This window comes from Corynebacterium sp. (assembly GCF_030532965.1).
GTDB lineage: Bacteria > Actinomycetota > Actinomycetes > Mycobacteriales > Mycobacteriaceae > Corynebacterium.
Genome location: NZ_JAUNKC010000036.1, coordinates 12,841 through 34,601 on the forward strand (window position 1 = coordinate 12,841; position 21,761 = coordinate 34,601).

Below are 21,761 nucleotides of genomic sequence, written 5' to 3' on the forward strand. Positions count from 1 at the left end.
CGCACGACCACGACGATGAACAACTAGCACGGGCGGCGTCGAAAAGCGACAATCCCCATCTCCGCTGGGGACATGGGGATTTTTACCGCGTGGATCTAGCGTTGGCCGCTGAGAATCTCCAACAACCGCGCCGGGCGGGTGGACAGATCATCGCCGGTTTCCTCGCCGACGGTCCACTGCGCGATCTGGCGGGCGCACAGCAACACGCCCCGATCCGCCCCCTCACGCAACGCCGGGTCGAGAGTGGTCAGGTCGGCGGTTTTCGCGGCACCCACCACCCGCCGCGACATCTTGCAGGCGCTGAACATCCAGGCATCGATATGCCACTGATGCAGATGGCGGGCAATAAACTCCGTATCCCACAACGGGTCCGGATCGTGCGCCGCTATTCGACGCGTAACCTCCGCGTCGAAACCATCAAGCACCTCCTGGCACTGCTCCACGAGCCACCGCGCCCGGTCTGGCTGCTCCAGCGCCACGGCGCGGGCGGCGGCGATAACGTAATTGGCCATGATCGCGCCGAGATCGAAACCGACCGGGCCCAAACAGGCGAATTCCGAATCGAAAACCTTGACGCTTGGCTCAGCATCGGCATCGGCACGCACCATCACGGAGCCGGTGTGCAAATCACCGTGAATCAGCGCCTCCTTGCGGGTAAGGAAATCCCACTTAGCCTTGGCATTAAGCCGCTTCATTACCGGGTCGGCGGCGAAATCTTCCGCGTCGGCCTTATTGGCATCCAAGGTGGAATTGCGGCCAATGTCACGGATCGGTTCGGTGAACACCAAATCGTCGGTGATGGTAGATAGTTCCGAATTGACGAAATCTGCCTGGTAGGTGCCGAAAACCTCCCGGTTTACGCCGAGCGGGGAGGTATCCACCGCGAGCGCGCCGACATAGGCACCAATTTTCGCCGCGACCCCGGCGATGGATTCGTCGGCATTAAGCGACTTCCGCAGCACCGTGTGGTCGGCCAAATCCTCCATGACGAAAATGTAGCGATCCATGTTTTCGTCCAGTACCCGCACCACCAGGTCGGGAACCAGATTGCCGTGAATCTTCAGCGAACTAGCTTCGAAGCGGGCGCGCTCCGGGGTCATAGGCCAGCCCTCGCCGGTCATGCGGACAAACGGAAGAGCCTGTTTGACTATCAACGAGCGTCCCTGGTTGTCGCCCGCCCGGTAGACGAAATTGAGGTTCCCGTCGCCGATTTCTTCGGTGACCGTGAGATTATCGGTGTCGATAAGACCTGCAAGTTGCGGGCGGGAAGCAATATAGGAACCGAGCTCTTCAAGGCTCATTGCCTCGTAGCCGTAAGTGGAAACCACGTCAAAACCTCCTGATGAAATCTACGTGAATAACAGCGTGTGTCACACTGCCGGTTTAAACCGGACAGCTTTCTTGGAAAGGGTGTAGGCGAAGATCAGGCCGAGGATCAGTACCAACCCCTTGGCGGTGTCTTGGTAGTAGTACTGGAAACCGTTCATGGTAAGGCCGGTCAACACAATGCCGATCAGCACCGCCCCCAGCAAGGTGCCCCACGCATTCGGCTTATTCATGGCCAAAACTGAGGTGCCGACCAACGCGACGGCCACTGCCTCCAGCAGGGAAGAAGCGCCAGCATTGACGTCGCCCTGCCCGATGCGGGACGCAAGAATTAGGCCACCGATGGAGGCGAACATGGCGGAGAGGATATACGCCATCGCCCGGTACTGGCCCACCTTCACACCGGCGATCCGGGCGGCCTCGGGATTAGAACCCACCGCGTACATGATCCGACCCCATTTAGTTTTAGCCAGGAAGAACCAGGTCACAACCGTGAGCACGATCATGATGATGACAGGGATCGGGATCGGCCCGATAGAACCCCGGTCGATCATGAGGAACGAAGTGGTGAATTTGCCGGGCGCTTGGGAACCATCGCTCATGACCATTCCGGCGGAAACCGATTGCCCGGCGACCGGGATCAGCTTTGCGCCCTGGATAACGAACATCATGCCGAGGGTTGCCAACATGTCGGGAACCTTAAGAACCACGATGAGCAGGGCATTTAACAGGCCGACGATCAATCCGCCGATCAGAACCACCAGTATTGCCACCCCGCCGGTGTAGTTATAGAACACCATGGTCATGGCGGCTAATTGCACCGATAACCCGGCGGTGGAACCGATGGACATATCCAAGCCACCGACAACCATGGAGATGGTGATGCCAAGCCCGAGGATCGCGGTCACCGATGCGAATTTCAACAACGCGAACATGGAATCGGTGGTTCTAAAGGCGGGCAAGGTGGCGGAGAAATATATAAACAGCACGATCGTAATCACGATAAAGCCCCACTTGACCAGTAATTCTTTCAGATCAAGCGTGCGGTCTGGGTGTGCCTTTTCGGTATTCATTTATGCTACCTCCGACATAGTTGCAACGATTGTGTCAAACGCAAGTTCACTGTTATAGGAATCCAACCGGACCGAACCATCAACCAACACCAACACCCGGTCTGAGACCTCCCGGATTTCGTCGACATCGGAGGACAGAACAAGAACTGTTGCGCCAGTCGCCGCCAATTCGCGCAGCTGGCGGGAAATTTCACGGCGGGCGCCAATATCAACGCCCCGGAATGGCTCGTCAAGAATAAAGATTTGCGGGTCATTGACCAGCCACCGGCCCACGACCACTTTCTGCTGGTTACCGCCGGAAAGCGAATCGACGCTTTGGTGAACGTCGGTGCAGATCACGCCCAGGCTATCGATGACCTTTTCGCCGACCAGGGCGTGCTTCTGGGTGCTGAGCACCCCATTTGTGCTGACCCGATGCAAAAATGGCAAGTTCACGGTGTCGGCGATGCTCCAATCCGGAAGCATCGCTTGTTCTACCCGGTCCTCCGGAACCAGGTAGATTCCACGCGCCACACAATCGTGGGGGTGACGAGGCACAAACGGCTGGCCGTGGAGTTTGATGGAACCTGCGATATAGGGGCGCACCCCGTAAATACCCATGGCAAGCTCGGTTTTCCCGGAGCCGATCAGACCCAGGACGCCGGTTACTTCACCACTGCGGATTTCCAAATCAAACGGTGCGCTGCGCGGGAGCACTTGGACGTCGAAAAGCTCGATCGTCACCTCCGTGCCGCGTTGCTCCTCGACGACGATGTGCTCCGAATCGGAGGACGCTGGTGCTGTATCTCCAGCGTCCCCGACGCCACCGACCGCGCGGGTTGTATCTCCGGCGAGTGCAACTTCGTCGACCGCACCGGCTGCGGCTGGTTGGGTGCCCAACATCGCATCGATGGCGCGGCCTAATTCGAAGGTTCGCGTGTCGGCGAACACAATCCGGCCGTCGCGCAACACCACCAGGTCATCGGCCAGGCGGGCGATCTCGCCCATGCGGTGCGAGACGTACAAGATAGCCACACCGTTTTCTTTCAGCCACACGATTTTTTCGAAGAGCCGCTCCACTTCGCTATGCGAAAGGGTAGAGGTGGGCTCGTCCAAAATAAGGACCTTTGGCTGGTGAATCAACGCCCGAGCCAGCAAGAGTAGCTGCCCATCAGCGATGCCTAAGTCCGCGACGTCTGTGCGCAGGAAGGAATCATCCCACTCCAATTCCAAAGTGGCGATGATCTCCCGGGCCCGAGCCATGATCTTGCTCGGGCTGGTCAGCGGGTGGATGACATTAGCGGCAATTTCTTCGAAACACAGATTCTCCGCCACCGTCAGCCCCGGCACGATGGAATCGGACACCCGCTGGTGCACAACCTGAATGCCGTGCGCATCGGCGTCGCGCGGACTGGTGATCGTCACCGGTTCGGTGCCCACATAGACGGTGCCGCCGGAGGGTGGATATAAACCGGCAAGCACTTTAATCAGTGTGGATTTGCCTGCCCCGTTTGCCCCTAACAGCGCAGTGACTTTTCCGGGGTACAGCTTGAAGGAAACACCTTTGAGAACTTGGTTTTTGCCGAAGGACTTTTCCAGGTTTTCCAGTGACAAAACCGCTTGGTCGGTGTGGTTAGACATGCGTGGCCTCGCTTAATAGAAAGCCGGGTGGCGGTGAACTGCGATAGAACATTTAAAACTTCTCGCTTATTGCAGTGCGTGACATGCGGTAGTTAGAACGTCACTGCCGGAATCCAGTCGGCGCTGGAAACGTCGGAGATATTCAACTTGTCGTTCTTTTCGCGCAACTGATCCATGTTGGTGATCTTGTTCTCCCGCAGGTAATCCTGGGTGATGAGGATCGGCGGGAATTCCACCTTGGTTTCCGTCAATTCCCCAGCCAATTGCAAGGCAAGGGTACGAACCACTGCGGCGCCGATGGCGTTCGGGTCGGTAGCGCCGGTGGCTCGCCACGGGCTGCCGTCTTCTACCATGAGGGCGATGTCCGCCGTGGAGATATCAGCACCGTAGACAAAGACCTTGTCGGTTAGCCCCGGATTTTGAGCCAATGCGGTCAACGTCGCCTTGGTCAGCTCGTCGTAAGGCGCATAGATGCCGGTAACCCCTGGGTTTGCCTTGAGTGCGTTATCGACCATTGGCGCGGAGTCGGTAGCGGTGGAGGCGGTGTATTTACCGGTCTTGAACTTCTCCGACCAGTTGTTATCTTCGACGTATTTACGCCACACCGCGTCACGACGATCCAGCGGTGCGATGCCCGCCACGTTGACGTAGCCGACTTCGCTGCCGGAAGCGACTTCCTCCTTCATCAGATCCAGCACCAACGACGCCATGAGCTCGTCGGATTGCTGGGTTTGGATCGCCCGCGGGGCGCAGCCTTGGATTTCCACATCGTAGGCGACAACGGTAATGCCCTGATCGATGGCCTTATTAACGCCAGGGCACAGCGTATCGGCGAAACCGTGGCGCACGATAATGCCCTTGGCCCCAGAAGCGATGGCCTGATCGAGCTGGGACGCTTGGGTGGAGTTATCTCCCTGGGCGTCGTAGACGCTTAGTTCCATGCCCAGTGCCGCGGCCTGTTGCCGGGTGCCGTTGAGATATTGCTGGAAGTAGTCGCCTTGGCCGGTGTTTTGGACGATAGCGATCGCAGCACCCTTTACGGATTCGGGTACATCGGCGCTTGCTTTGGCAACCGAGGCGGTGGGTTCGTTTGCGGCTTTCGTCGCAGGCGCATCAGAGGTGGTTTCTTGGGTACACGCGGCAAGCAGCATGACGCTGGCGATGACGCCTAAGATTTTGGATGTTTTCATTATGGTTCCTCACATTGGGGGAAGGGGGATTAACGTGTGACGACTGTTTCCATCACGCGGGGATCATTGGCGGTGGCTGGTTCTGCCACGCCGTTTTCGGTGGCGATGGCGGAGATCAGATCGAACGGCGTGACATCAAAGGCGGGATTAAATCCCTTGACGCTGTCAGGCGTGGCGCGCACCCCTTGGAATTCGTGCACTTCGCTGTCGGTGCGCAATTCGATGTGGATACCGTCGCCGGTGGCGGTATCAAGATCGACGGTGGAGGCGGGGGCGGCGACGACGAAGGGGATTCCGGCGCGCTGGCAGGCGAGCGCGAGCGCGACCGAGCCGACTTTGTTTGCGGTGTCGCCATTAGCGGTGATGCGGTCGGCCCCGATAATGGCGACGTCGACAAGCCCCCGCAAAATCGTGGAGGACGCTGCGCCATCGGCCTCGACGAAATGGTCGATGCCCAGTTGTTTCAGCTCCCAGCTGGTCAGGCGGGCTCCTTGTAGAAGCGGGCGGGTTTCGTCGGCGTAGACGATTTCAAGTGCGCCGCGATCGTGCAGTTCGCGGATGATGCCAAGCGCGGTGCCCCAACCCACGGTGGCTAGGCCGCCGGTGTTGCAGTGGGTGATGACCCGGACTTTGTCTTTGCCGGTTTTCTCCAGAATCCAATCGGCACCAAGCTCAGACAGTTTCTTATTGTTCGCCACATCTGCCTCCGCGATGAGGTGAGCGGCGGTGAGAACAGCGTCGATGCCGTCCGGCACCAGATCGCGTACTTGGTCTACGCCCCAGGCGAGATTGACGGCGGTGGGGCGGGCGTCACGCACGGATTGGATTGCTTCGTGCAATTGTGCCTCGGACCAGTCGTTGCGCTTCGCCTCGGCCATGGCGAGGGCGACGCCGTAGGCACCGGAAGCGCCGAGTGCGGGGGCGCCGCGAACAACGAGGCGTTGAATGGCATCGACTAAGGAAGCAGTTTCGATAATGTCGATATACTTTTCGACGGATGGGAGTGCGGTTTGATCGAGCAGCCGGATGGCTACCTGCGGGGACTCAACCCATTCAATGGCTTTGAACACGACTTGTATCCCTCCTGTTTGAAATTGTATTACAAGTTACGTTGATGGTAAGTCTGAAAGGGACAGGGTGTCAATAGCTTTGACGAAGTTGTATGCCCCTGCGTGAGTTAGAATTTTCACAAGGTGTAAAACCGCCACTCGGCGGCATGGGTAAAAGGAGCAATGATGACGCAGCAGAGTCTGTCTCGGAAGGTTGCAGGAGATATTCAGGCTGCGATTATGCGCAACGAGATAGCCAGTGGTGAGAAACTGCCCAGCGAAAACGAGCTGTGTGAGAACTATGGGGTCTCCCGCTCAACCATCCGGGCCGCCTTAAAACAGCTGGAAGCCATCGGTTTAGTCAAGCCGAAACAGGGGGCGGGAACCTTCGTCCAAGAACGGCCCGATGTTCAGGCGGGATTGGAAGAACTGGATTCGATTACGGAATCCATTAGGCGTTCCGGCCGGGTGCCGGGCATGGAGTATTCCATGGTGATGCGACGGCCTGTTATGCCTGCTGAGGCCGAGTATATGAACCTGCCAGCCGGTGAAGAGGTTCTGGAAATCAGGCGGATTATCAGCGGCGACGGGGTTACTTTGGCCTATTCCTACGACCTCATTCCTGCCGCCATTGTTCCCAAGGATTTCGATCCCAGCATCGCTGGCGGTTCGCTTTTCGAGCAATTCCGCAACGATCTCGGGCTATTTCCGCATTCGTCCGTTGCCGAGGTTCACGCGGTCAGTTCACGCCACGTGGGTTGGGGTAAAGAAGAATCGGCGCACGATCTGTATGTGCTGCTCAAGCAGCTGCACTACGACGCGCGCGGCGAGCTTTTGCTCTACAGTCAAACCTATTTCATTGAGGGGCGCTACACCTTCACGGTGCATCGCTCAGTTTCATAGCATCTCATGCTCACGCCATCTTCATCTGCTTAACATGTCTGAATAAGTTGTTTCTAATATAGAAAACTTGTCATACAAATATGGGTTATGCTGATGGGTATCGGCGCGAAGTTGTCACGTGCAATCGTGTGAAAAATGGTCACCTGGAAAGTGGTTACCTGAAATAGGGATCACGAGAAATCGCGACCACGAGAAATCGCCGTGCGGGATAACCAAGCCGTCCGATACTCGATCTATCTATCGCTGACTTTTGTGAAACGGGGCAGACATGACACAGAACCCTCCATCAGCACCTATACTCACCGGCCTGAGCCCGGACGTTGCCGAAGAAGTCGAACGCCTTGCGCGGGAGATCATCAACGCGGGCGAGCTATTGTGGCAGCGTGAGATGGTGGCCTCCAACGACGGCAATATCTCCGCCCGGCTTGTTAACGGCTGGATACTCTGCACGCCGACTGGGGTCTCGAAACGCGGAATGACGCTCGCCGATCTTGTGCTGCTCGACCCCTCCGGGGCAGTAATCGCGGGGACAAACCGCCCATCGTCTGAGGTGAAAATGCATTTGCGGGTCTACGAGTTGGCGCCGGAAGTGCGCGGCGTCGTCCATGCCCACCCCACCTTCGCCACGGTTTTCGCAGTAGGCGGGGAAGCGCCACCGACCGATTTGGTCGCCGAAACCGTGGTTCTCATGCCCACCATTCCCGTGGCGCCGTTTGCCGTTCCGTCCACCCAGGCGGTGCCTGATTCCATTTCCGCGATCGTGCCGCAAAGCTCAGTGTGCCTGCTTGAACACCACGGTGCGCTGAGCTGGGGGAGCACAGTCATGGACGCCTACTACCACATGGAGCGGCTTGAGCACGTGAGCAAACTCGGGTTCTATTGCAAGCTGATCGGTGCCGATCGCAGCATCGCCCCGGAGCGGTTGGCGCAGATCAAAGAGGTATTTTCGCTATAATTTAGTCAAGCTTGTTCTTTTTGGGTTGATTGACATGTAGTTTTTACCCCCGCAATTGTTGCGCACCTATCTCTTGAGATGCGTAGATTGCTAAAGTGTATGACTACAGGAGGTGATTTTGATGGCATATAGTCCCACAATGATTGCGAATAACATCTTAAGCCGTGCATTTGCTGAAAAGATCTTTATTAGCCCAATGAAGCTGCAAAAGATTTTGTACTTTGTGGCCAGCGAATATCAAAAAGCAACAAAACGTGTTCTTCTAGAAGAGCCGTTTTCGACCTGGGCTTATGGGCCTGTTGTGTACTCGGTTTACGACGAATTTCGTGGTTACGGCCGCAGTAAAATTAAGCGTTATGCGCGTGATGCAAAAGGGAGCGCTTTTATCATTGATGAGTCAGAAGACCTTGAACTAAAAATCGCTTTGGATAGGGTTTGGAACAAAACAAAGAAACTAGATGCAATCCGTCTTTCGCAGATAACGCATTTGGAAGACTCGGCTTGGGACAAGGCATATCAAAGTGACAAATCAGAATTGGATCCGACTGATATCTCTGAGGATGCAACCTATCGTGTTGCGTTAGGGCTTGAAGCGGCTTGAAAATGAGTGATCCGCAGCATCGTAAGCCAAAACCCACAATAAAAGAGGAGGTAGACCGCGAGTTAGACGGTCAAAGGGGGGAGCCGGGGCAAGAAATCGACGAAGTAGGAGACCCCGGCAAAGGAAAACCAGTTCTGGCGCCAAAAACTGAGCCGCAAACGTATAGCGAGCTTGTTGATCTTTCCAAATTGAAGTTTGGGCAGAAACTCATTTATCTGTGCATTGTACTTGTGGTTATTCTATGCCTAGTAGACTATTTTGGTTCCCGAGCAGGGTTTGGCGGGGTCGAGCTGGGACATGTTATTGAAATGTTAAAGCTCGTTACAACCACAGCACTTGGATTCGTATTTGCAAAAACTCAAGTAGCAGAGAGAATAGAAAGAGACAACGAAGAAACGTAAAGTGGATTTTGATTCGCGAATCGGTTTTCGGTTTGTCGAGTACAAGACACAACGTTGTATTAAATTGCCATTTCAAGCATCTTTTGTCATCAACTAGATAATGCTTTAGGCATCTCTAGTTGATTTTGAATGGGTTAGCTAAAGATGCCTAATGACCAACCGCTAATGCGGGAATTGCTGAAACACTACATTATTTCTTCTTCCCCCACCCCTTTAGGTAGCTGCGTTCTTGCTTCTGTCGGATCTGTTCTTCCCAGGAAAACTCCGGCTCCTGCCAATCGGTGAAATAGTCGGCATCGACTTCTGTCTCCCACGGGGTGCCCGGGCCGGTGGGCGGCCAGTCGGGATTGTCGGTTACCGGTTCCCGGATTTCCGCCACAGCTGGGTTTTGCCGCCCGTAACGGAACCACTGGGTGAAGGTGTCCTCGAATAGCGGGGTGCCGTCCCACCGCCCGGCGGGGGTTTCGGAATTAAAGAACCGGCCGCCCAATACGCCGCGCATGAACTTGCCGGTATGCTGCTGCTTCTTCTTAAACTCGGCGGTGCGCTTGACGTAGATGTTTTGCAACTGTGTCATGACACCACCAATGAGCTCAATATTGATCCAATTGATGATCTTCGGCAGCGGCGCATCGGGTTCGTAGCCGATTCGCCAGTGATTAATCAGCCGGGTGCGTTCGCCGGACAGCGGCACCACATAGAAACACCACGCGGCGGCGAAATGCTTCATGCTGGGGTAGCGGAACGCGAATGAGCCGGGTGCTGCCGGTGGGTGCTTGGTGTCGACCCACTGCACCAGGTACTTTCCGGGAACCACGTCCGCCCACTCCATGGACATTCCGTGGAAATCAAAGGCTGCAATATCGCCAGGCACCAGGCTGTCCGGTTGTTGGAATTCCTCCTGGATTTCGTAGCTGTTGAAAAATGGCAACCGGGCAAAGACCCGCTCCAGCCACTCGGAGGAAAACGAACCGGATTTATCCGCACCGATTTGTTTGAAGATCCGCCACACGGCGTAGGCGGGGGCATCAATGGTGATGGCGTAGGTGGACGAATAGGCGTTGTCGTAATTGGCGTCGATCAAGTCGTCGGCGGGATAACGCCATGCCTTTTCTGCGGGGGTTGCCTGATTGTACTTTTGGCTAAACAGATACATGCCGCCTGCAAGAGCCGCGCTGGTCGCGGTGGCGAGGGTTGTGAAACGGCGGAGTCCCCGGTGGGAACGCATGGTGAAAAACCTCCTTGGATAGGTGGCCGATATGAATATGTAAAAGCTCACAATTTTCTCCGAAAAAAGCGCACTTTATTTCGGGCGAAAATTTCACAAATTAACTCAAAAATATCGGTATATTTGCGTATCTAATTAGGTGAACAAAAAGAATATTATTGGCTAAACACTGCTATTTAGCTACCTATTCTACTCCGTTTCATTCGGCATTTTTGCAGATAGCGCGGTGCTACCATGGAAGTAGTCTTCACAATATAAATTCATAGACGAAGGAGACGATTGTGTCTTCGTTATTTTTGTGGGAAATAGGAACTCCCACCGTTTATCTCCTGTGGATCGTAGTATTTTTAGCCCAGGTGATAGTGGCGGAAATTAATCGCCGATGGAATTGGACCATTTTTGCCATGTGGACCATCGGCGGAATCGCGCTTATGCCCTACGCCGCCCTGCATGGCACCCCTATGGTGGGGTGGTTCCCGTTCGGCAAATACGCCATTATGGTGGCCACCGCAACAATGACCGGCTTCCTGCTCTGGTACGGAAAACGCAACCCGCTGAAAGCGCATCGCTACGCAATCTGGTTCGGGGTCGCGCTCTGGATCGGCTTAGCCATGAACATCATGGAAGCCAATATCCGAGACGTCACCATCTATTTCCACGCCGAGGAATACCTACGCTGTGCGGCCGACCCGCAGTGTTTGAAGGCAATTAACGACGCCCATGTGGGCATCGACATGATTAACGGCCTGCCGGAAACCCGGGGAGTTTCGGAAGCTGTCGGCACTGATGGGTGGTATGCCGCTGTGGCAGCCAATTTCGCCGCAGCCGGGGTCGGAATCGACCCGGAGACGGGTTTCCGCACCATCGGCGGATATTGGAACCTCATCACCGCACTGGCCGGGGTGCTCAATATCATCACGATCACCGGCCTAGGCAAGATTTTCATAACCTCGAATAAGAACCAAAAGGTGCGCGGGCTGATTTGGGTGGACATGGTGTGGCCGTGGGTTATCGCCTATGACCTATGGAATCACGCCTTTTTATATAACGCGTTATCCGACTACACCTGGTATTGCACGCTGGCACTGTTGCTGGCCTGCACCATACCGGCCTTTACATGGGCTAAGGGGCAATGGATTTGGTTTAGGTGCTTTACGCTCATGTTCTGGATCGCCGCGAATAATCTCTTGCCGGAATTCTTGGTGCCACCGTCAGCCATGACGAATTTCTCCACCATGAATCCGGTGGCAAACCAGGTATGCGCCTGGGCCGCCTTGCTGTCTAACGTGGCGCTGTTTGGCTATTGGTTGTATAAGATCCTCCGCACCAAGCGCAACCCATGGACCAATGCGTTGTATTTCGAATTGGCTGAGTTTAGGACGATCATGCGAGAGCACGCCGATGATGCCGATAAGTATTTCGTCGCCGACATGATTAAACAAACCCCAACTGAGCTCGGCTATCAGCCAGATTCGCCGACACCGCCGCTCGACGGTTGGGTGGGCACTATGCCGTGGTGGCGCGCCGATCACCGGTATCCGAAGCTGCGCACCCCGCTGGCAGCAGACCCGGCATTGGTGGACAAGGGCATCGAACCCGACCCCAGGTGGGACGTGAAAGGGATTTCTCACAGCCCGCAGCTCAACGCCTAACGGTCTAGGCGGGCGTTAACCTCAGGTGGCGTCGACAAGCACATTCCAGCCTTGCTTGTCGACGCCGTCAGGTAATCCCTGGTTACTGTGCGCCGGAACTGATGTGTTTCCACGCGATGGGTAACTGCGCCTTGTAGTACGGCCAGTCGTGAATGCCGCCGCGCTGATACTCCACTTTATGGTGGGTCATGCCGTGGGCCCGCATCGCATCATCGAATTCGTGGGTGCAGCGGTTGACCACCTTTTCCAAGATAATTCCGCCCGCCAATTCGTGGGCACCATGCGGCCGGTAGTGCGCCTTATCAGTCTCAGTTACATCACCATCAGCCGTGAAAATGTACACCGGCATGTTCTTTAACCCGGTCGGGTTGGACACCACGTCGTTGCGGCGACGGTCCGGGGTTATCCCGGCACCCCACATCAGATCCGGGGTGCCGCCGACCGAGCGGGTAATGAAATTGAAAAACTCACGCCCCGAGGTATTGATGGTGGAATAACAACCAGAAACACTAAACGTGCCGGAGTAGCGGTCAGGGTGGAGGTTCGCCAACCGGATCGCCGCCGACCCGCCCATCGATAACCCACCGATATACCGGGTGCCATTGAACGCAAACCCGGACTGGGGTGCCTCCAGAACCAAAGGAAGCTCGTCAACTAAGAAAGTTTCCCATTGGCTGCGGCCCAGATACGGATCATCGGCGTTCCAATTGGTGTAATTCGAGCCGGTGGCTTCCGTCGGCATGACCACCGTGACGTGCTCATTCGCCATAGCGCCCTGGACATCACCTTCGCGCAGCCACCCGGATTGCCGGGGCGCGGTCACCCCATCTAACAGGTAGAGCATCGGGGCGGGCGTTACGCGGTCACGTGGGTGGAGCACCTGGACTTGCACCACACGTTTCATCGCCGGTGATTCGATAAACAGCCGCTCGACAAACGGGAACCGGTCATCTGGGCGGCGGTCAATCAGACGCGGTTGGTCAAAGTCGCGTAACGAATCGGCCGGATACGGGGTGGGGGAGCCGTAAATATTGGGGATGGGCAACTGGCCCCACGGCGACTGGGCATGAAATTGATGGAACACAGAATCGAGCCGCTGGCCTAGCTGCGGATCGTACGACCAGGAGGCCAATGCGTCGGAAGAAAGGTTGTAGCCGGCTTCGTCAAACGCCGACGAACCCGGCACCGACTGGGCGTTCGCTACCGTTGCGGAAAGCGTCGTTACCGCAACCACCGAAGCCAGAACTGAGGTCGTCACCACAGCTAGGCGGCGTTTCGGCGAACGGTATTGGTCAGCTGAAGAAAACACGGTAAACCACTCAAGCCCTTTAATCTCTTGTACAACACGGCAATTCCGTGGCAATTATATCGCCGAAGCCACGGGGTTTTTGAAATCTTCGATCCTTTTGGCGGGGCTAGTGCAGGCACCTGAAATCTGGCTAGGATCTAAAGGCATGAGCATTGTAAAAATCAACGCACTTGAGGTGCCAGCAGAAAACCGAGACGAACTAGAAAAGCGCTTCGCCGCCCGCAAGCACGCAGTGGATAACCAGCCGGGATTCCGTGGCTTCAAACTGCTGCGGCCAGTCGAAGGTGAGGACCGGTATTTCGTGGTCACCGAATGGGACGACGAGGAAAGCTACGAAGCCTGGCGGGCCGCTGAAGCACAGGCCGGCGGGCATGGCGGACACGGCGCACACGATGCGGAGCGCAAACCAGCGGCTACCGGCGCGACGCTGATGTCCTTCGAAGTTGTCCTCGACTCCCGTGACTGAATCGGCGCACGTTAGAAAAATCACCGATGACCTAGTGCTGAGCCCATCAGCACTCCAGCACCTAGTTCCAGGCGCATTGGAAGTGCGGGTCCCCGCCATCGCTCGCGTGGGGGTCACCGAAATTCTTCTCGCATGTGACGTGCGCCTGGCCCCAGTGGATGAGGATTGGGCCACCATCGGCGGTGCCATGGCGGCGGATTTACCCAACCCCAATTCCCTCTTACTGTTGCGCGGACACATTGATCCTGCAACCCCAGGCGGGCTGACATGGGAAGAACCAACCGTCCTGCGGCGGGGACAAATAGAACCTCGATGTGGCTTTTCCGACCCGGCGATCATAGCGTCGGATAACCGGGTGGTCATCGCCCATGCCCGCAGCGCCGACGTGGGGTTCTTCGGTTCCGGCCGCTGGTGCGACGACTCGGCGGGAAACGACGCGCGTGGCGTTTTACATGTTGACATTGCCCGTTCCGCGGACGCTGGCAATAGTTGGTCGATGTCCACGATCACCGGTGACGTGGCCCCGGAGTTTTCCGGGGCGTTTGTCACCAGTGGGCACGGAGTCATCGCGGAAAACGGTGATTGGATATTCCCCATGGTCGGCCGCAACCGCGACGGCACCACCAGTTTCGCCGCTATCATCAGCCGCGATGCCGGTGAAAACTGGGAGGCCGGGCAACCAATCGGCACGGACATGGACGAAACCGCGCTGGCAAACAGTGGTGCCCGACTCCTGTTGTCCGGGCGCTCCACCAGCGCCTACGCCAGCGGAAACTTAGGTCGATGGCAGGCAGAAAGCACCGATTTCGGCCGCAGCTGGCGCAATCTCGCGTGGGATCCGACACTTCCGGCCGCTGCCTGCAATGCCGCGCTCGTGGAGCTCAACGAAACGATTGCGTTGTGTTACGCGGGCGCGGATCGCATCGGCGGGCATATCGCTGCGCTTGTCGACGACACCTGGCGCACCGTCGCCACCATCACCGACGAGCCCTTTGGCTACAGCGACGCAGTGCTTATCGACGACCACCTGGTAGTGGTCTACGAACAATCCGGTAGCCTGCGGGTCGCTACCTACCGCACCCGGGAGTGATGCCGCACGTAAACGGCTTCCCAACCATTGAGTAGCTCCGAGCCGTAATACGCCCAGTCGTGCACCCCACCGATCTGGTATTTCACCACTTGGTGGGTCATTCCCGCCCGGCGCATGGCGGCCTCTAATTCCTTGGTGGAAACATAAGCGGCGTGCTCCAACAACACCGCGCCGGGTAGCTCGTACCGCGGACGACCCAAGTGCAGCCCAATATCGTGGTTGGTGATGTGGCCATTGGCGGTAAACAGATACACCGGCATATTGCGCAACCCCTCCGGGTTGCGGGTGACATCGGCGGCGATGCTGCGCTGGGTGCGACCCTTGCCCCAAATATTGTCCGGTTCGCCGCCCACCGACCGGATCATGGCAAGCGTCATGCCGCGCCCCATGGTGGAGGTGGTGGAATAGCAACCCGATAAACCAATCACGCCGTGGAAAAACTCCGGGTTCCTCGCGGCAATCCGCACCGCTCCGGTAGCGCCCATGGAAAGCCCACCGATGATCCGTTTGCCGTTAAACGCTAAGCCCTGGTCGGGGTTCTCCAAGATCGGCGGTAATTCCTGGGTGAGGAATGTTTCCCACTGACAGCGGCCTAAGATGGGGTCGTCGTAAAGCCAGTCCTCGTAGAGCGAACCGGAAGCCTCTGTCGGCATGACGACGGTGACCTGCTTATCACCCATGGTTTCCAGCAAGTCGCCTTCCCGCAACCAGCCGGAACGGCGAGGCGCGGACACCCCGTCTAATAAATACAACATGGGGGCAGGCTCGCCGAGCCGCGTGGGCAGCATGACCTGAACTTCGACGATGCGCTGCATCGCTGGGGATTCAATAAACCACCGTTGCACCCGAGGGTTTTCGTCCGGCATCCGGTCGATGAGCCGGGGCGCGCTAAACCGCATGGCACCAGAGGCTGGCCGGGCGCGTTCGTCTAAATAGATCGGGGGAATGCGCCGCCAAATGCTGGGGAATTGCTGAACCGTAGCGATACCAGCCTTAATAATCGCACCGCTAATCGGGGCGTTAGTAAAAGCTGCAACTATGTTGCAGTAACGTCGAGTGGCACCAGGATTTTCGTTCATCGCCGATCAATTCTAAAGGTGAGAGCAGGATTACTGAAACCCATTTCAGCGCAATTGGCCGATAATGGGGGAGAACAACCGGCAACGCAGCAGTTTAACCGCGTTCTCTCAGGAAAACATCACCGGACTAACCCCACGCGGATCGAATATGCGCCAGCGCAAGCGGCAATTGGGCGGTGTAATACGGCCAATCGTGGATTCCGGCCTCATAGACGAATTTCTGGTGGGTGATGCCATGCGCACGCATGGAGTGGTCAAGTTCGTGGGTGCAGGTATCCGTGGCGAATTCCAAGGCCACCCCGCCGATCATATCCGTGGTGATATGGCCGTTATACAGGCGTTTCTCCTGCGGTCCGATTACGCCGTTGCCGGTGAAAAGATAGACCGGCATAGTACGCAGCCCGGTGGGGTTATGCACCACATCCATCCGGCGCGCCTGCTCGGTGTAACCATTAGCCCACAGGTTAGCCGGGTTGGCGCGCACCGACTCCACCACGGCCTTGGTCTTCCAGATACTCATCGGTGAAGTGTAGGAATAACACCCCGACAGCCCGATGGCACCGTGGAATAAGGTCGGGTGGGCATTCGCCAACCGGATTGCGCCGCTGGCACCCATCGACAACCCGGCGATGATCCGCTTGCCGTCAAAACGCAAACCATGAGCTGGATTTTCCAGAATGGTGGGCAGCTCCGTTGTCAGAAACGTCTCCCACATTGGGTGGCCGATAACCGGGTCGGGTTTCTCCCAATCCATGTACATGCTGCCGGAAGCCTGGGTTGGCATGACCACGGTCAATTGCTCATTGGCCATGATTTCGTCGATCTTGCCGCTGCGCACCCAGCCGCTTCGGGTGGCGGCGGTCGCGCCGTCCAGCAGATACAGCATAGGCGCTGGTTTTTCGGCGTCGACGGGGCGCATGATCTGCACTTCGACCACCCGCCGCATGGCGGGGGATTCGATAAACCAGCGTTGCAGGCGCAACCCACCATCATCGGCAACCCCCACTAACCGTGGGGCGGAAAAGTCCTGGGGCGCGGCGGTGGGGTACCAGGCCTCTTTTTCAAAGAATGGTGGCAGCGGCACGTCCTTGAACGGGGAATTTTGCCGCTGCCTAACCATGTGGTCGAAGAACTCCGCGGTGCGTGGATCGGCGGTTATTGTGTGCCCCACATCGGTCGATCCGGAAACGATCTCTGGTTGCGCTGCCGCCGGGGCGGCGTCGACAAGCGAAACCGCAAGAATGGGGGCACAGATGAGCCCCAAGCAACGAGCAAGACGAGACGAAACGTTCTTCACAAAAACCTCACAATCGGGCATCCATCGGTTATTCCTTGGATGTATCGCTCAACCTAACCATTATGTAACCGCCGCACGTATGCAACCGTCGCACAAAAGTAACCGCCGCACGCCTTAAACCTGGGCACTTTGGTGTTGCGATCAGCGGCGGAATACCGCAGCAATCACCAACATCGCCGGAAGCGCTAAGAACGTGGACAATAAAATAGTATCGCGCGCAATCGTCATTCCCCGCTGGTAGGTCGCCGCGTAGTTATACACATTTTGGGCGGTCGGTAACGCGGCAAGAATCACCACCGCATACAACAAATCGCCCCGCAGCCCCAACGACCAGCCAATAGCCGCCGCCAACAGCGGCATAACAACCACCTTTAACGCGGTCGCCGTCAACGCCGCACCCCGCTGCGTGGCATCAGACAACGGCGTTGCCTTATACAACGAAGCACCGAAGCTTAACAAGATCATGGGGATGCTCGCGCCACCTAAAATCCGCAATGGCTCGGCCACCAACAATGGCGTGTCGACATTCGTCATCGTGACCACCACGCCCAAAGCGGCACCCACCACGATCGGGCTGAACACGCCGGTGGAAATCGCGCTGGCGATCTGACGCGGCCGACTTTGAGCTGCACTCGGCTCGCTAATCAAGGCCAGAATCAGCGGGGTGAATAACACAATCTGCACCACCAAAAGCGGCGCCACATAGGCCGGATTATCCAAAACATAAATCCCTACCGACAAGCCGATATTATTCGAATTTACGTAGCCGGTTGACGCCGCACCCATCACGGTGCTGCCGCGATCCATGCGGAAAAATAACCGCGACACCAGTACAAACACCGTCGCGGTAGCTAAGGCTGCCAGTGACGACCCCAATATAACCAAGCTAAATAATTCCTCCGGCTTGGAATTTGAGACCACCGTAAACAGCAACGCTGGCGTCGCCGCGAAAAACGCCACCCGGTTAAGCACCAAGCGTTGCTCGTCGGAGGAAATCACCCGAAACTTGGCAAGAAGAAACCCGACAAAGATGATGGTGAAAATAATGACAAAGCCTTCTAACACTCCAACCATCAGGTATCCACCAATCTCCGGGGTTTTCACCGGATCTAACGCCAATCATTACACGCTCAGAAAATATAGTGCAGCACAATACAACCACACTCGCGACAACCGCACTCGCGCCCACCTAGCGTGCGCCGGATTTAGAAAAAGTGCAAGACGCCACTCCACGAAACCCTCACATCATGTCGCGGCACGCACCTTGAGACATAGCTACTATGTGCTGGTAAGCGCAGAATTTCATAATCAACTGCCTTCCGGTCGCGCGCCTTGGAAGGGGCAGTGGTGAGTAGTGAGGAGAACCACCGATGACACCGCCATTCGATCAAAGCGATCAATCTGATTACACCCGCCAACTCGACCGGTCGCAAGGCGTTTTATACGGGCAGATAATCGGCGATAGCCTTGGCTCGTTGGTGGAATTTCAAACAGCGGAAGAAATAGCCACCGCCTATCCCGACGGGGTGCGGGAATTAGCCGATGGTGGCTGTTTTAACCTCAGCGCTGGCCAAGCAACCGACGACAGTGAAATGGCCGTGGTCTTGGCGCGCAGCCTGCTGCGGTACGGCGGTTTCGATGCCGCCGATGTGGCGGAAAGTTATCGCCGCTGGGCGCGGTCAGAACCTTTCGATATTGGTATCACCTGCGCGGATGCCTTGTTGCGCGGGGTTTTCAACCCAGATAGTCAAGCTAACGGCGCGCTCATGCGGGTAAGCCCCATCGGGGTGGCCTTTGCTGGCAATCCGGACGCCGCCCGAAACGCCGCTGCTCATGACGCCACACTTACCCATGTGCATCCCCGGTGCGTTTCCATTAACCAACGATTTGCCGCCGCGATCGCACAGGCAGTGGGCGAGAGATTAGATAAAACCGATGTATTGGCGATGTTCGACCCGGGCGACATCGTTGCGCCGCCGGATTACCAGACCCACATGGGGTGGGTGATTATCGCGTTTCGCAATGCCTTGTATCAATTGGCTACCGCCCCGAGTTTCGAGGAGGCGCTGGTTAGAACAATCACACGTGGGGGCGATACCGACACCAATGCGGCGATCTGCGGGGCATTGTACGGGGCGGTTTGCGGCGCGAGCGGTATTCCTGACCGGTGGAAAACCGTGGTAGATACGTGCCGACCAGACGCAGGAAGCCTTCGGCCCCGGCCGCAGGAGTATTGGGCGCATGACGTCGCCGACCTAGGCACGCAGCTTCTCGCAATAGCCAGCACACCTCATGTCACGTAGTGCTTCTATGGACTTTAGCTGCGGTTTTAGTGCTGGTACGGCGAATTGGGGCGGTGCCCGAAAATTGCTGTTCCGATCCGGACGCTGGTGGCGCCCTCCGCGATGGCCCAGTGAAAATCGCCGCTCATGCCCATGGACAATTCCGAAAGGGACATGCCGTCCGGCAGGTTAGGGCTTAGCGTATCGCGTAGTTCGCGCAGGGCGGCGAAGCTGGGGCGCACCACGGTTTCGTCGCTGCTGAATTGCGCCATCGTCATCAGCCCCCGCACTTGGAGCCGACTAAGTGGGCTGATCTCGGCTAAGAACTTGTCAACCTCCGCCGGGGCCAGGCCGCCTTTTTGTTCCTCGCCGGAGGTATTGACCTGGATAAAGACGTCGAGGGTGCGGTCGAGATCCGCAAGCCGAGCATCCAGGGTGTGTGCTAGTCGTAGTGAGTCGAGGGCGTGAAATTCCTGCGCCCACCGGGCAACGTCTTTGGCTTTATTGCGTTGCAGGTGGCCGATCGCACACCACGTGACGTCGGTTATTCCGCGCTGTTCGAATTCGGCGGCTTTTTCCGCCAACTCCTGGGGTCGGTTTTCGCCAAGCGTAGTGATACCGGCTTCGGCTGCCAATAATGCCTGCGTCACCGGGAAAGTTTTGGACACTGCGATGATCCGAATCTCTGACGGATCCCGGTCGGCGGCGGTGGCAGCTTCGGCGACTGCGGTGGAAACGGCTAAGAAGTTAGCGCGAAATTCTGCGACTGTGCTCGGCATTGACATAGCTGCACAGTGTAGTCGGTGTCGGTATTTCCGTGCGATATATATAGGTAGCGAAACACCATAATAGAAAATGCTAATAGGTATTTCGTGATCGAATCGTTAGAATAGCTATGACCGATAGGCTAACAGTCTCGTGACGTGCTGCTATCGACAGTTCCTATTGACAAGGGTTTATCGACTGATCGTCGACAAGCTCTCGTCCTCAGGTTCTTCTCCTGCTCGGTTGCGTCACGGACGTTGGTTTGAACGTGTAGTGCTGTCCATTTTCCATACCGTTCACGTTGTTCATTCGAATTCCATCGATATTTGTTCTTTATAAGGAGTCACCATGAAGATGTCGCGGTTTGCTTGCGGGTTAGTCACCGCTGCCGCATTGAGCTTTACGACGCTCACCCCGCCCGCACACGCCGAGCAGTCACAACCAGTTACGGTTACCCACACCGCTGGTAGCTCTGTCGTCGACGGCATAACCACCGCTTACGACAAGGTCATGGAAACCGCAATCATGTCCGCGGAATGGTTGGGCAATTTCGGCCCGATCGGGAAGTGGCTGGGACAGGTGCAATTGGCAATGCGGTGGTTGGGTCGTACTGCCGTTATCAGCACCCTCAACAGCAGTGAGCACAATAGTTCGCAACTTAGCTCCCAGCGCTAAAGACACCGATACGGCGTTACTGGTGCAGAAGTACCGGTGAGAAATTCGCCGACAAACCCTAAAACATTGCGGTTTGTCGGCGATTTTTTATGGTGTGGCATTGAAATCGGTATTTTTTGTCCAACTGGGCACTGACGGAAGTTTTCATATGATTTCCTTAGATTTCAAGCGCTTCAAATTTTCTATTCGCCGTCAACGTGTGCGTATTGCTGATGGAAGTCTTGTAATAAAAAATCGTTGTTTTGAAAACGTTACATATTGGTGATGGGGGCCATGAATTGCGTCGCATAGCAGCGTACGGAAGCGCGTTGTTTTGTTTAGTGAATCGGTGACCATTTTTCGGCGCTGTCAACTTGGGGGTGGGGAGATTGGTGCTAAGACAGCGTTTTTCAACATCAGGTTTTATTAAGAATCCAACTTTTGATTCACTGTATTCCTGCGGTTTTGAAAAATCTTCCCCCGGATAGGGGCGGTATTTCTGAAATTAACATGAGTTGAGGCTGTGGGATTTATCAGGTAGTGGACTGGGGTGCGGCTACCCCATTAGCCTGCGATAGCACAGCAACATTTACAAGAATGTCGCTGCGAAACCTCGAATTAGGAAGCGAGATCTATTTCATGAAGATCACCCGTAAGATTGCTCTGCTCAGCACCGCTGCTATCACCGCTGCTGCACTGACCACCCCTGCTGCATTCGCACAGGAAGCTCAGACCGCTCCAGCTGAGGCTGCAGCTACCACCACCGGTGCAGAGGCAACCACCGCTAAGTCTGACGACAAGTCCTCCAACGACAAGTCCTC

At 56.4% G+C, this 21,761-nt stretch carries 21 protein-coding genes; 10 read left to right on the forward strand and 11 right to left on the reverse strand.

Annotated features, from left to right (window positions below; genetic code table 11):
- Window positions 1–95: 95 nt before the first annotated feature.
- The 5 genes from mtnK to mtnA form a co-directional block, all read right to left on the reverse strand.
- On the reverse strand, window positions 96–1,328 hold the full coding sequence (mtnK, locus tag Q4D85_RS13055; RefSeq protein WP_303201034.1) for an S-methyl-5-thioribose kinase: 1,233 nt from the start codon (window positions 1,326–1,328) through the stop codon (window positions 96–98).
- Between the two features lie 42 nt (window positions 1,329–1,370).
- Window positions 1,371–2,399, reverse strand: a complete 1,029-nt coding sequence (locus Q4D85_RS13060; protein WP_303201037.1) for an ABC transporter permease — start codon at window positions 2,397–2,399, stop codon at window positions 1,371–1,373.
- Window positions 2,400–4,019, reverse strand: a complete 1,620-nt coding sequence (locus tag Q4D85_RS13065) for a sugar ABC transporter ATP-binding protein (protein WP_303201040.1) — start codon at window positions 4,017–4,019, stop codon at window positions 2,400–2,402.
- A 92-nt stretch (window positions 4,020–4,111) separates the two neighbouring features.
- Window positions 4,112–5,209, reverse strand: coding sequence for a substrate-binding domain-containing protein (locus tag Q4D85_RS13070; RefSeq protein WP_303201042.1), 1,098 nt, complete (start codon window positions 5,207–5,209; stop codon window positions 4,112–4,114).
- 29 nt (window positions 5,210–5,238) lie between these two features.
- Window positions 5,239–6,279 carry an S-methyl-5-thioribose-1-phosphate isomerase gene (gene mtnA, locus Q4D85_RS13075; protein ID WP_303201044.1) on the reverse strand — a complete coding sequence of 347 codons (1,041 nt, stop codon included), beginning with the start codon at window positions 6,277–6,279 and terminating at the stop codon, window positions 5,239–5,241.
- A 165-nt stretch (window positions 6,280–6,444) separates the two neighbouring features.
- Between mtnA and Q4D85_RS13080 the strand changes: the two genes are divergently transcribed.
- The 4 genes from Q4D85_RS13080 (at window position 6,445) to Q4D85_RS13095 (ending at window position 9,118) form a co-directional block, all read left to right on the forward strand.
- Window positions 6,445–7,161 (forward strand): GntR family transcriptional regulator, encoded by a 717-nt coding sequence (locus Q4D85_RS13080; protein ID WP_303201046.1) that lies wholly within the window; start codon window positions 6,445–6,447, stop codon window positions 7,159–7,161.
- 268 nt (window positions 7,162–7,429) lie between these two features.
- On the forward strand, window positions 7,430–8,116 hold the full coding sequence (locus tag Q4D85_RS13085) for a class II aldolase/adducin family protein (RefSeq protein WP_303201048.1): 687 nt from the start codon (window positions 7,430–7,432) through the stop codon (window positions 8,114–8,116).
- A 121-nt stretch (window positions 8,117–8,237) separates the two neighbouring features.
- Entirely contained in the window at window positions 8,238–8,717 is a 480-nt protein-coding gene (locus tag Q4D85_RS13090) for a Panacea domain-containing protein (RefSeq protein ID WP_303201050.1), read from the forward strand.
- A 2-nt stretch (window positions 8,718–8,719) separates the two neighbouring features.
- Window positions 8,720–9,118 (forward strand): hypothetical protein, encoded by a 399-nt coding sequence (locus Q4D85_RS13095; protein WP_303201053.1) that lies wholly within the window; start codon window positions 8,720–8,722, stop codon window positions 9,116–9,118.
- Between the two features lie 190 nt (window positions 9,119–9,308).
- Here Q4D85_RS13095 and Q4D85_RS13100 read toward each other — a convergent pair whose 3' ends face one another.
- Window positions 9,309–10,346: a hypothetical protein gene (locus Q4D85_RS13100; RefSeq protein ID WP_303201054.1), complete on the reverse strand. Its 1,038-nt coding sequence runs from the start codon at window positions 10,344–10,346 to the stop codon at window positions 9,309–9,311.
- 281 nt (window positions 10,347–10,627) lie between these two features.
- Here Q4D85_RS13100 and Q4D85_RS13105 point away from each other — a divergent pair, with 281 nt between their 5' ends.
- The gene (locus tag Q4D85_RS13105) at window positions 10,628–11,998 is read left to right on the forward strand and encodes a DUF5692 family protein (protein WP_303201056.1); all 1,371 of its coding nucleotides are present in this window, start codon (window positions 10,628–10,630) and stop codon (window positions 11,996–11,998) included.
- Between the two features lie 82 nt (window positions 11,999–12,080).
- Here the strand turns inward: Q4D85_RS13105 and Q4D85_RS13110 are convergent, their stop codons facing one another.
- The gene (locus Q4D85_RS13110; protein WP_368502299.1) at window positions 12,081–13,259 is read right to left on the reverse strand and encodes an alpha/beta hydrolase; all 1,179 of its coding nucleotides are present in this window, start codon (window positions 13,257–13,259) and stop codon (window positions 12,081–12,083) included.
- A 193-nt stretch (window positions 13,260–13,452) separates the two neighbouring features.
- On the opposite strand from Q4D85_RS13110, the gene Q4D85_RS13115 reads away from it, so the two are divergent.
- Together Q4D85_RS13115 and Q4D85_RS13120 are read left to right on the forward strand one after the other, a co-directional pair.
- Window positions 13,453–13,773: an antibiotic biosynthesis monooxygenase gene (locus Q4D85_RS13115; protein WP_303201060.1), complete on the forward strand. Its 321-nt coding sequence runs from the start codon at window positions 13,453–13,455 to the stop codon at window positions 13,771–13,773.
- Window positions 13,766–14,863, forward strand: a complete 1,098-nt coding sequence (locus Q4D85_RS13120; RefSeq protein WP_303201061.1) for a sialidase family protein — start codon at window positions 13,766–13,768, stop codon at window positions 14,861–14,863. Before Q4D85_RS13115 ends, Q4D85_RS13120 begins: the two co-directional genes overlap by 8 nt.
- On the opposite strand, the gene Q4D85_RS13125 is transcribed toward Q4D85_RS13120, so the two are convergent.
- From Q4D85_RS13125 to Q4D85_RS13135, 3 genes are all read right to left on the reverse strand, one after another.
- Window positions 14,845–15,942, reverse strand: coding sequence for an alpha/beta hydrolase family protein (locus tag Q4D85_RS13125; protein ID WP_303201063.1), 1,098 nt, complete (start codon window positions 15,940–15,942; stop codon window positions 14,845–14,847). The two genes, Q4D85_RS13120 and Q4D85_RS13125, sit on opposite strands and share 19 nt — an antisense overlap.
- Window positions 15,943–16,069: 127 nt before the next feature.
- Window positions 16,070–17,260 (reverse strand): alpha/beta hydrolase family protein, encoded by a 1,191-nt coding sequence (locus Q4D85_RS13130; protein ID WP_303201064.1) that lies wholly within the window; start codon window positions 17,258–17,260, stop codon window positions 16,070–16,072.
- A 120-nt stretch (window positions 17,261–17,380) separates the two neighbouring features.
- Window positions 17,381–18,313, reverse strand: coding sequence for an AEC family transporter (locus Q4D85_RS13135; RefSeq protein WP_303201075.1), 933 nt, complete (start codon window positions 18,311–18,313; stop codon window positions 17,381–17,383).
- A gap of 296 nt (window positions 18,314–18,609) precedes the next feature.
- Between Q4D85_RS13135 and Q4D85_RS13140 the strand changes: the two genes are divergently transcribed.
- Window positions 18,610–19,542, forward strand: coding sequence for an ADP-ribosylglycohydrolase family protein (locus Q4D85_RS13140; RefSeq protein ID WP_303201066.1), 933 nt, complete (start codon window positions 18,610–18,612; stop codon window positions 19,540–19,542).
- Between the two features lie 26 nt (window positions 19,543–19,568).
- Here the strand turns inward: Q4D85_RS13140 and Q4D85_RS13145 are convergent, their stop codons facing one another.
- Window positions 19,569–20,306 (reverse strand): YggS family pyridoxal phosphate-dependent enzyme, encoded by a 738-nt coding sequence (locus tag Q4D85_RS13145; RefSeq protein ID WP_303201067.1) that lies wholly within the window; start codon window positions 20,304–20,306, stop codon window positions 19,569–19,571.
- A gap of 328 nt (window positions 20,307–20,634) precedes the next feature.
- Here Q4D85_RS13145 and Q4D85_RS13150 point away from each other — a divergent pair, with 328 nt between their 5' ends.
- Together Q4D85_RS13150 and Q4D85_RS13155 are read left to right on the forward strand one after the other, a co-directional pair.
- Complete coding sequence (locus Q4D85_RS13150) at window positions 20,635–20,961, forward strand: hypothetical protein (RefSeq protein WP_303201070.1); 327 nt, start codon at window positions 20,635–20,637, stop codon at window positions 20,959–20,961.
- Between the two features lie 576 nt (window positions 20,962–21,537).
- On the forward strand, window positions 21,538–21,761 hold a 224-nt coding region (locus Q4D85_RS13155; RefSeq protein WP_303201072.1), incomplete at its 3' end, for a hypothetical protein.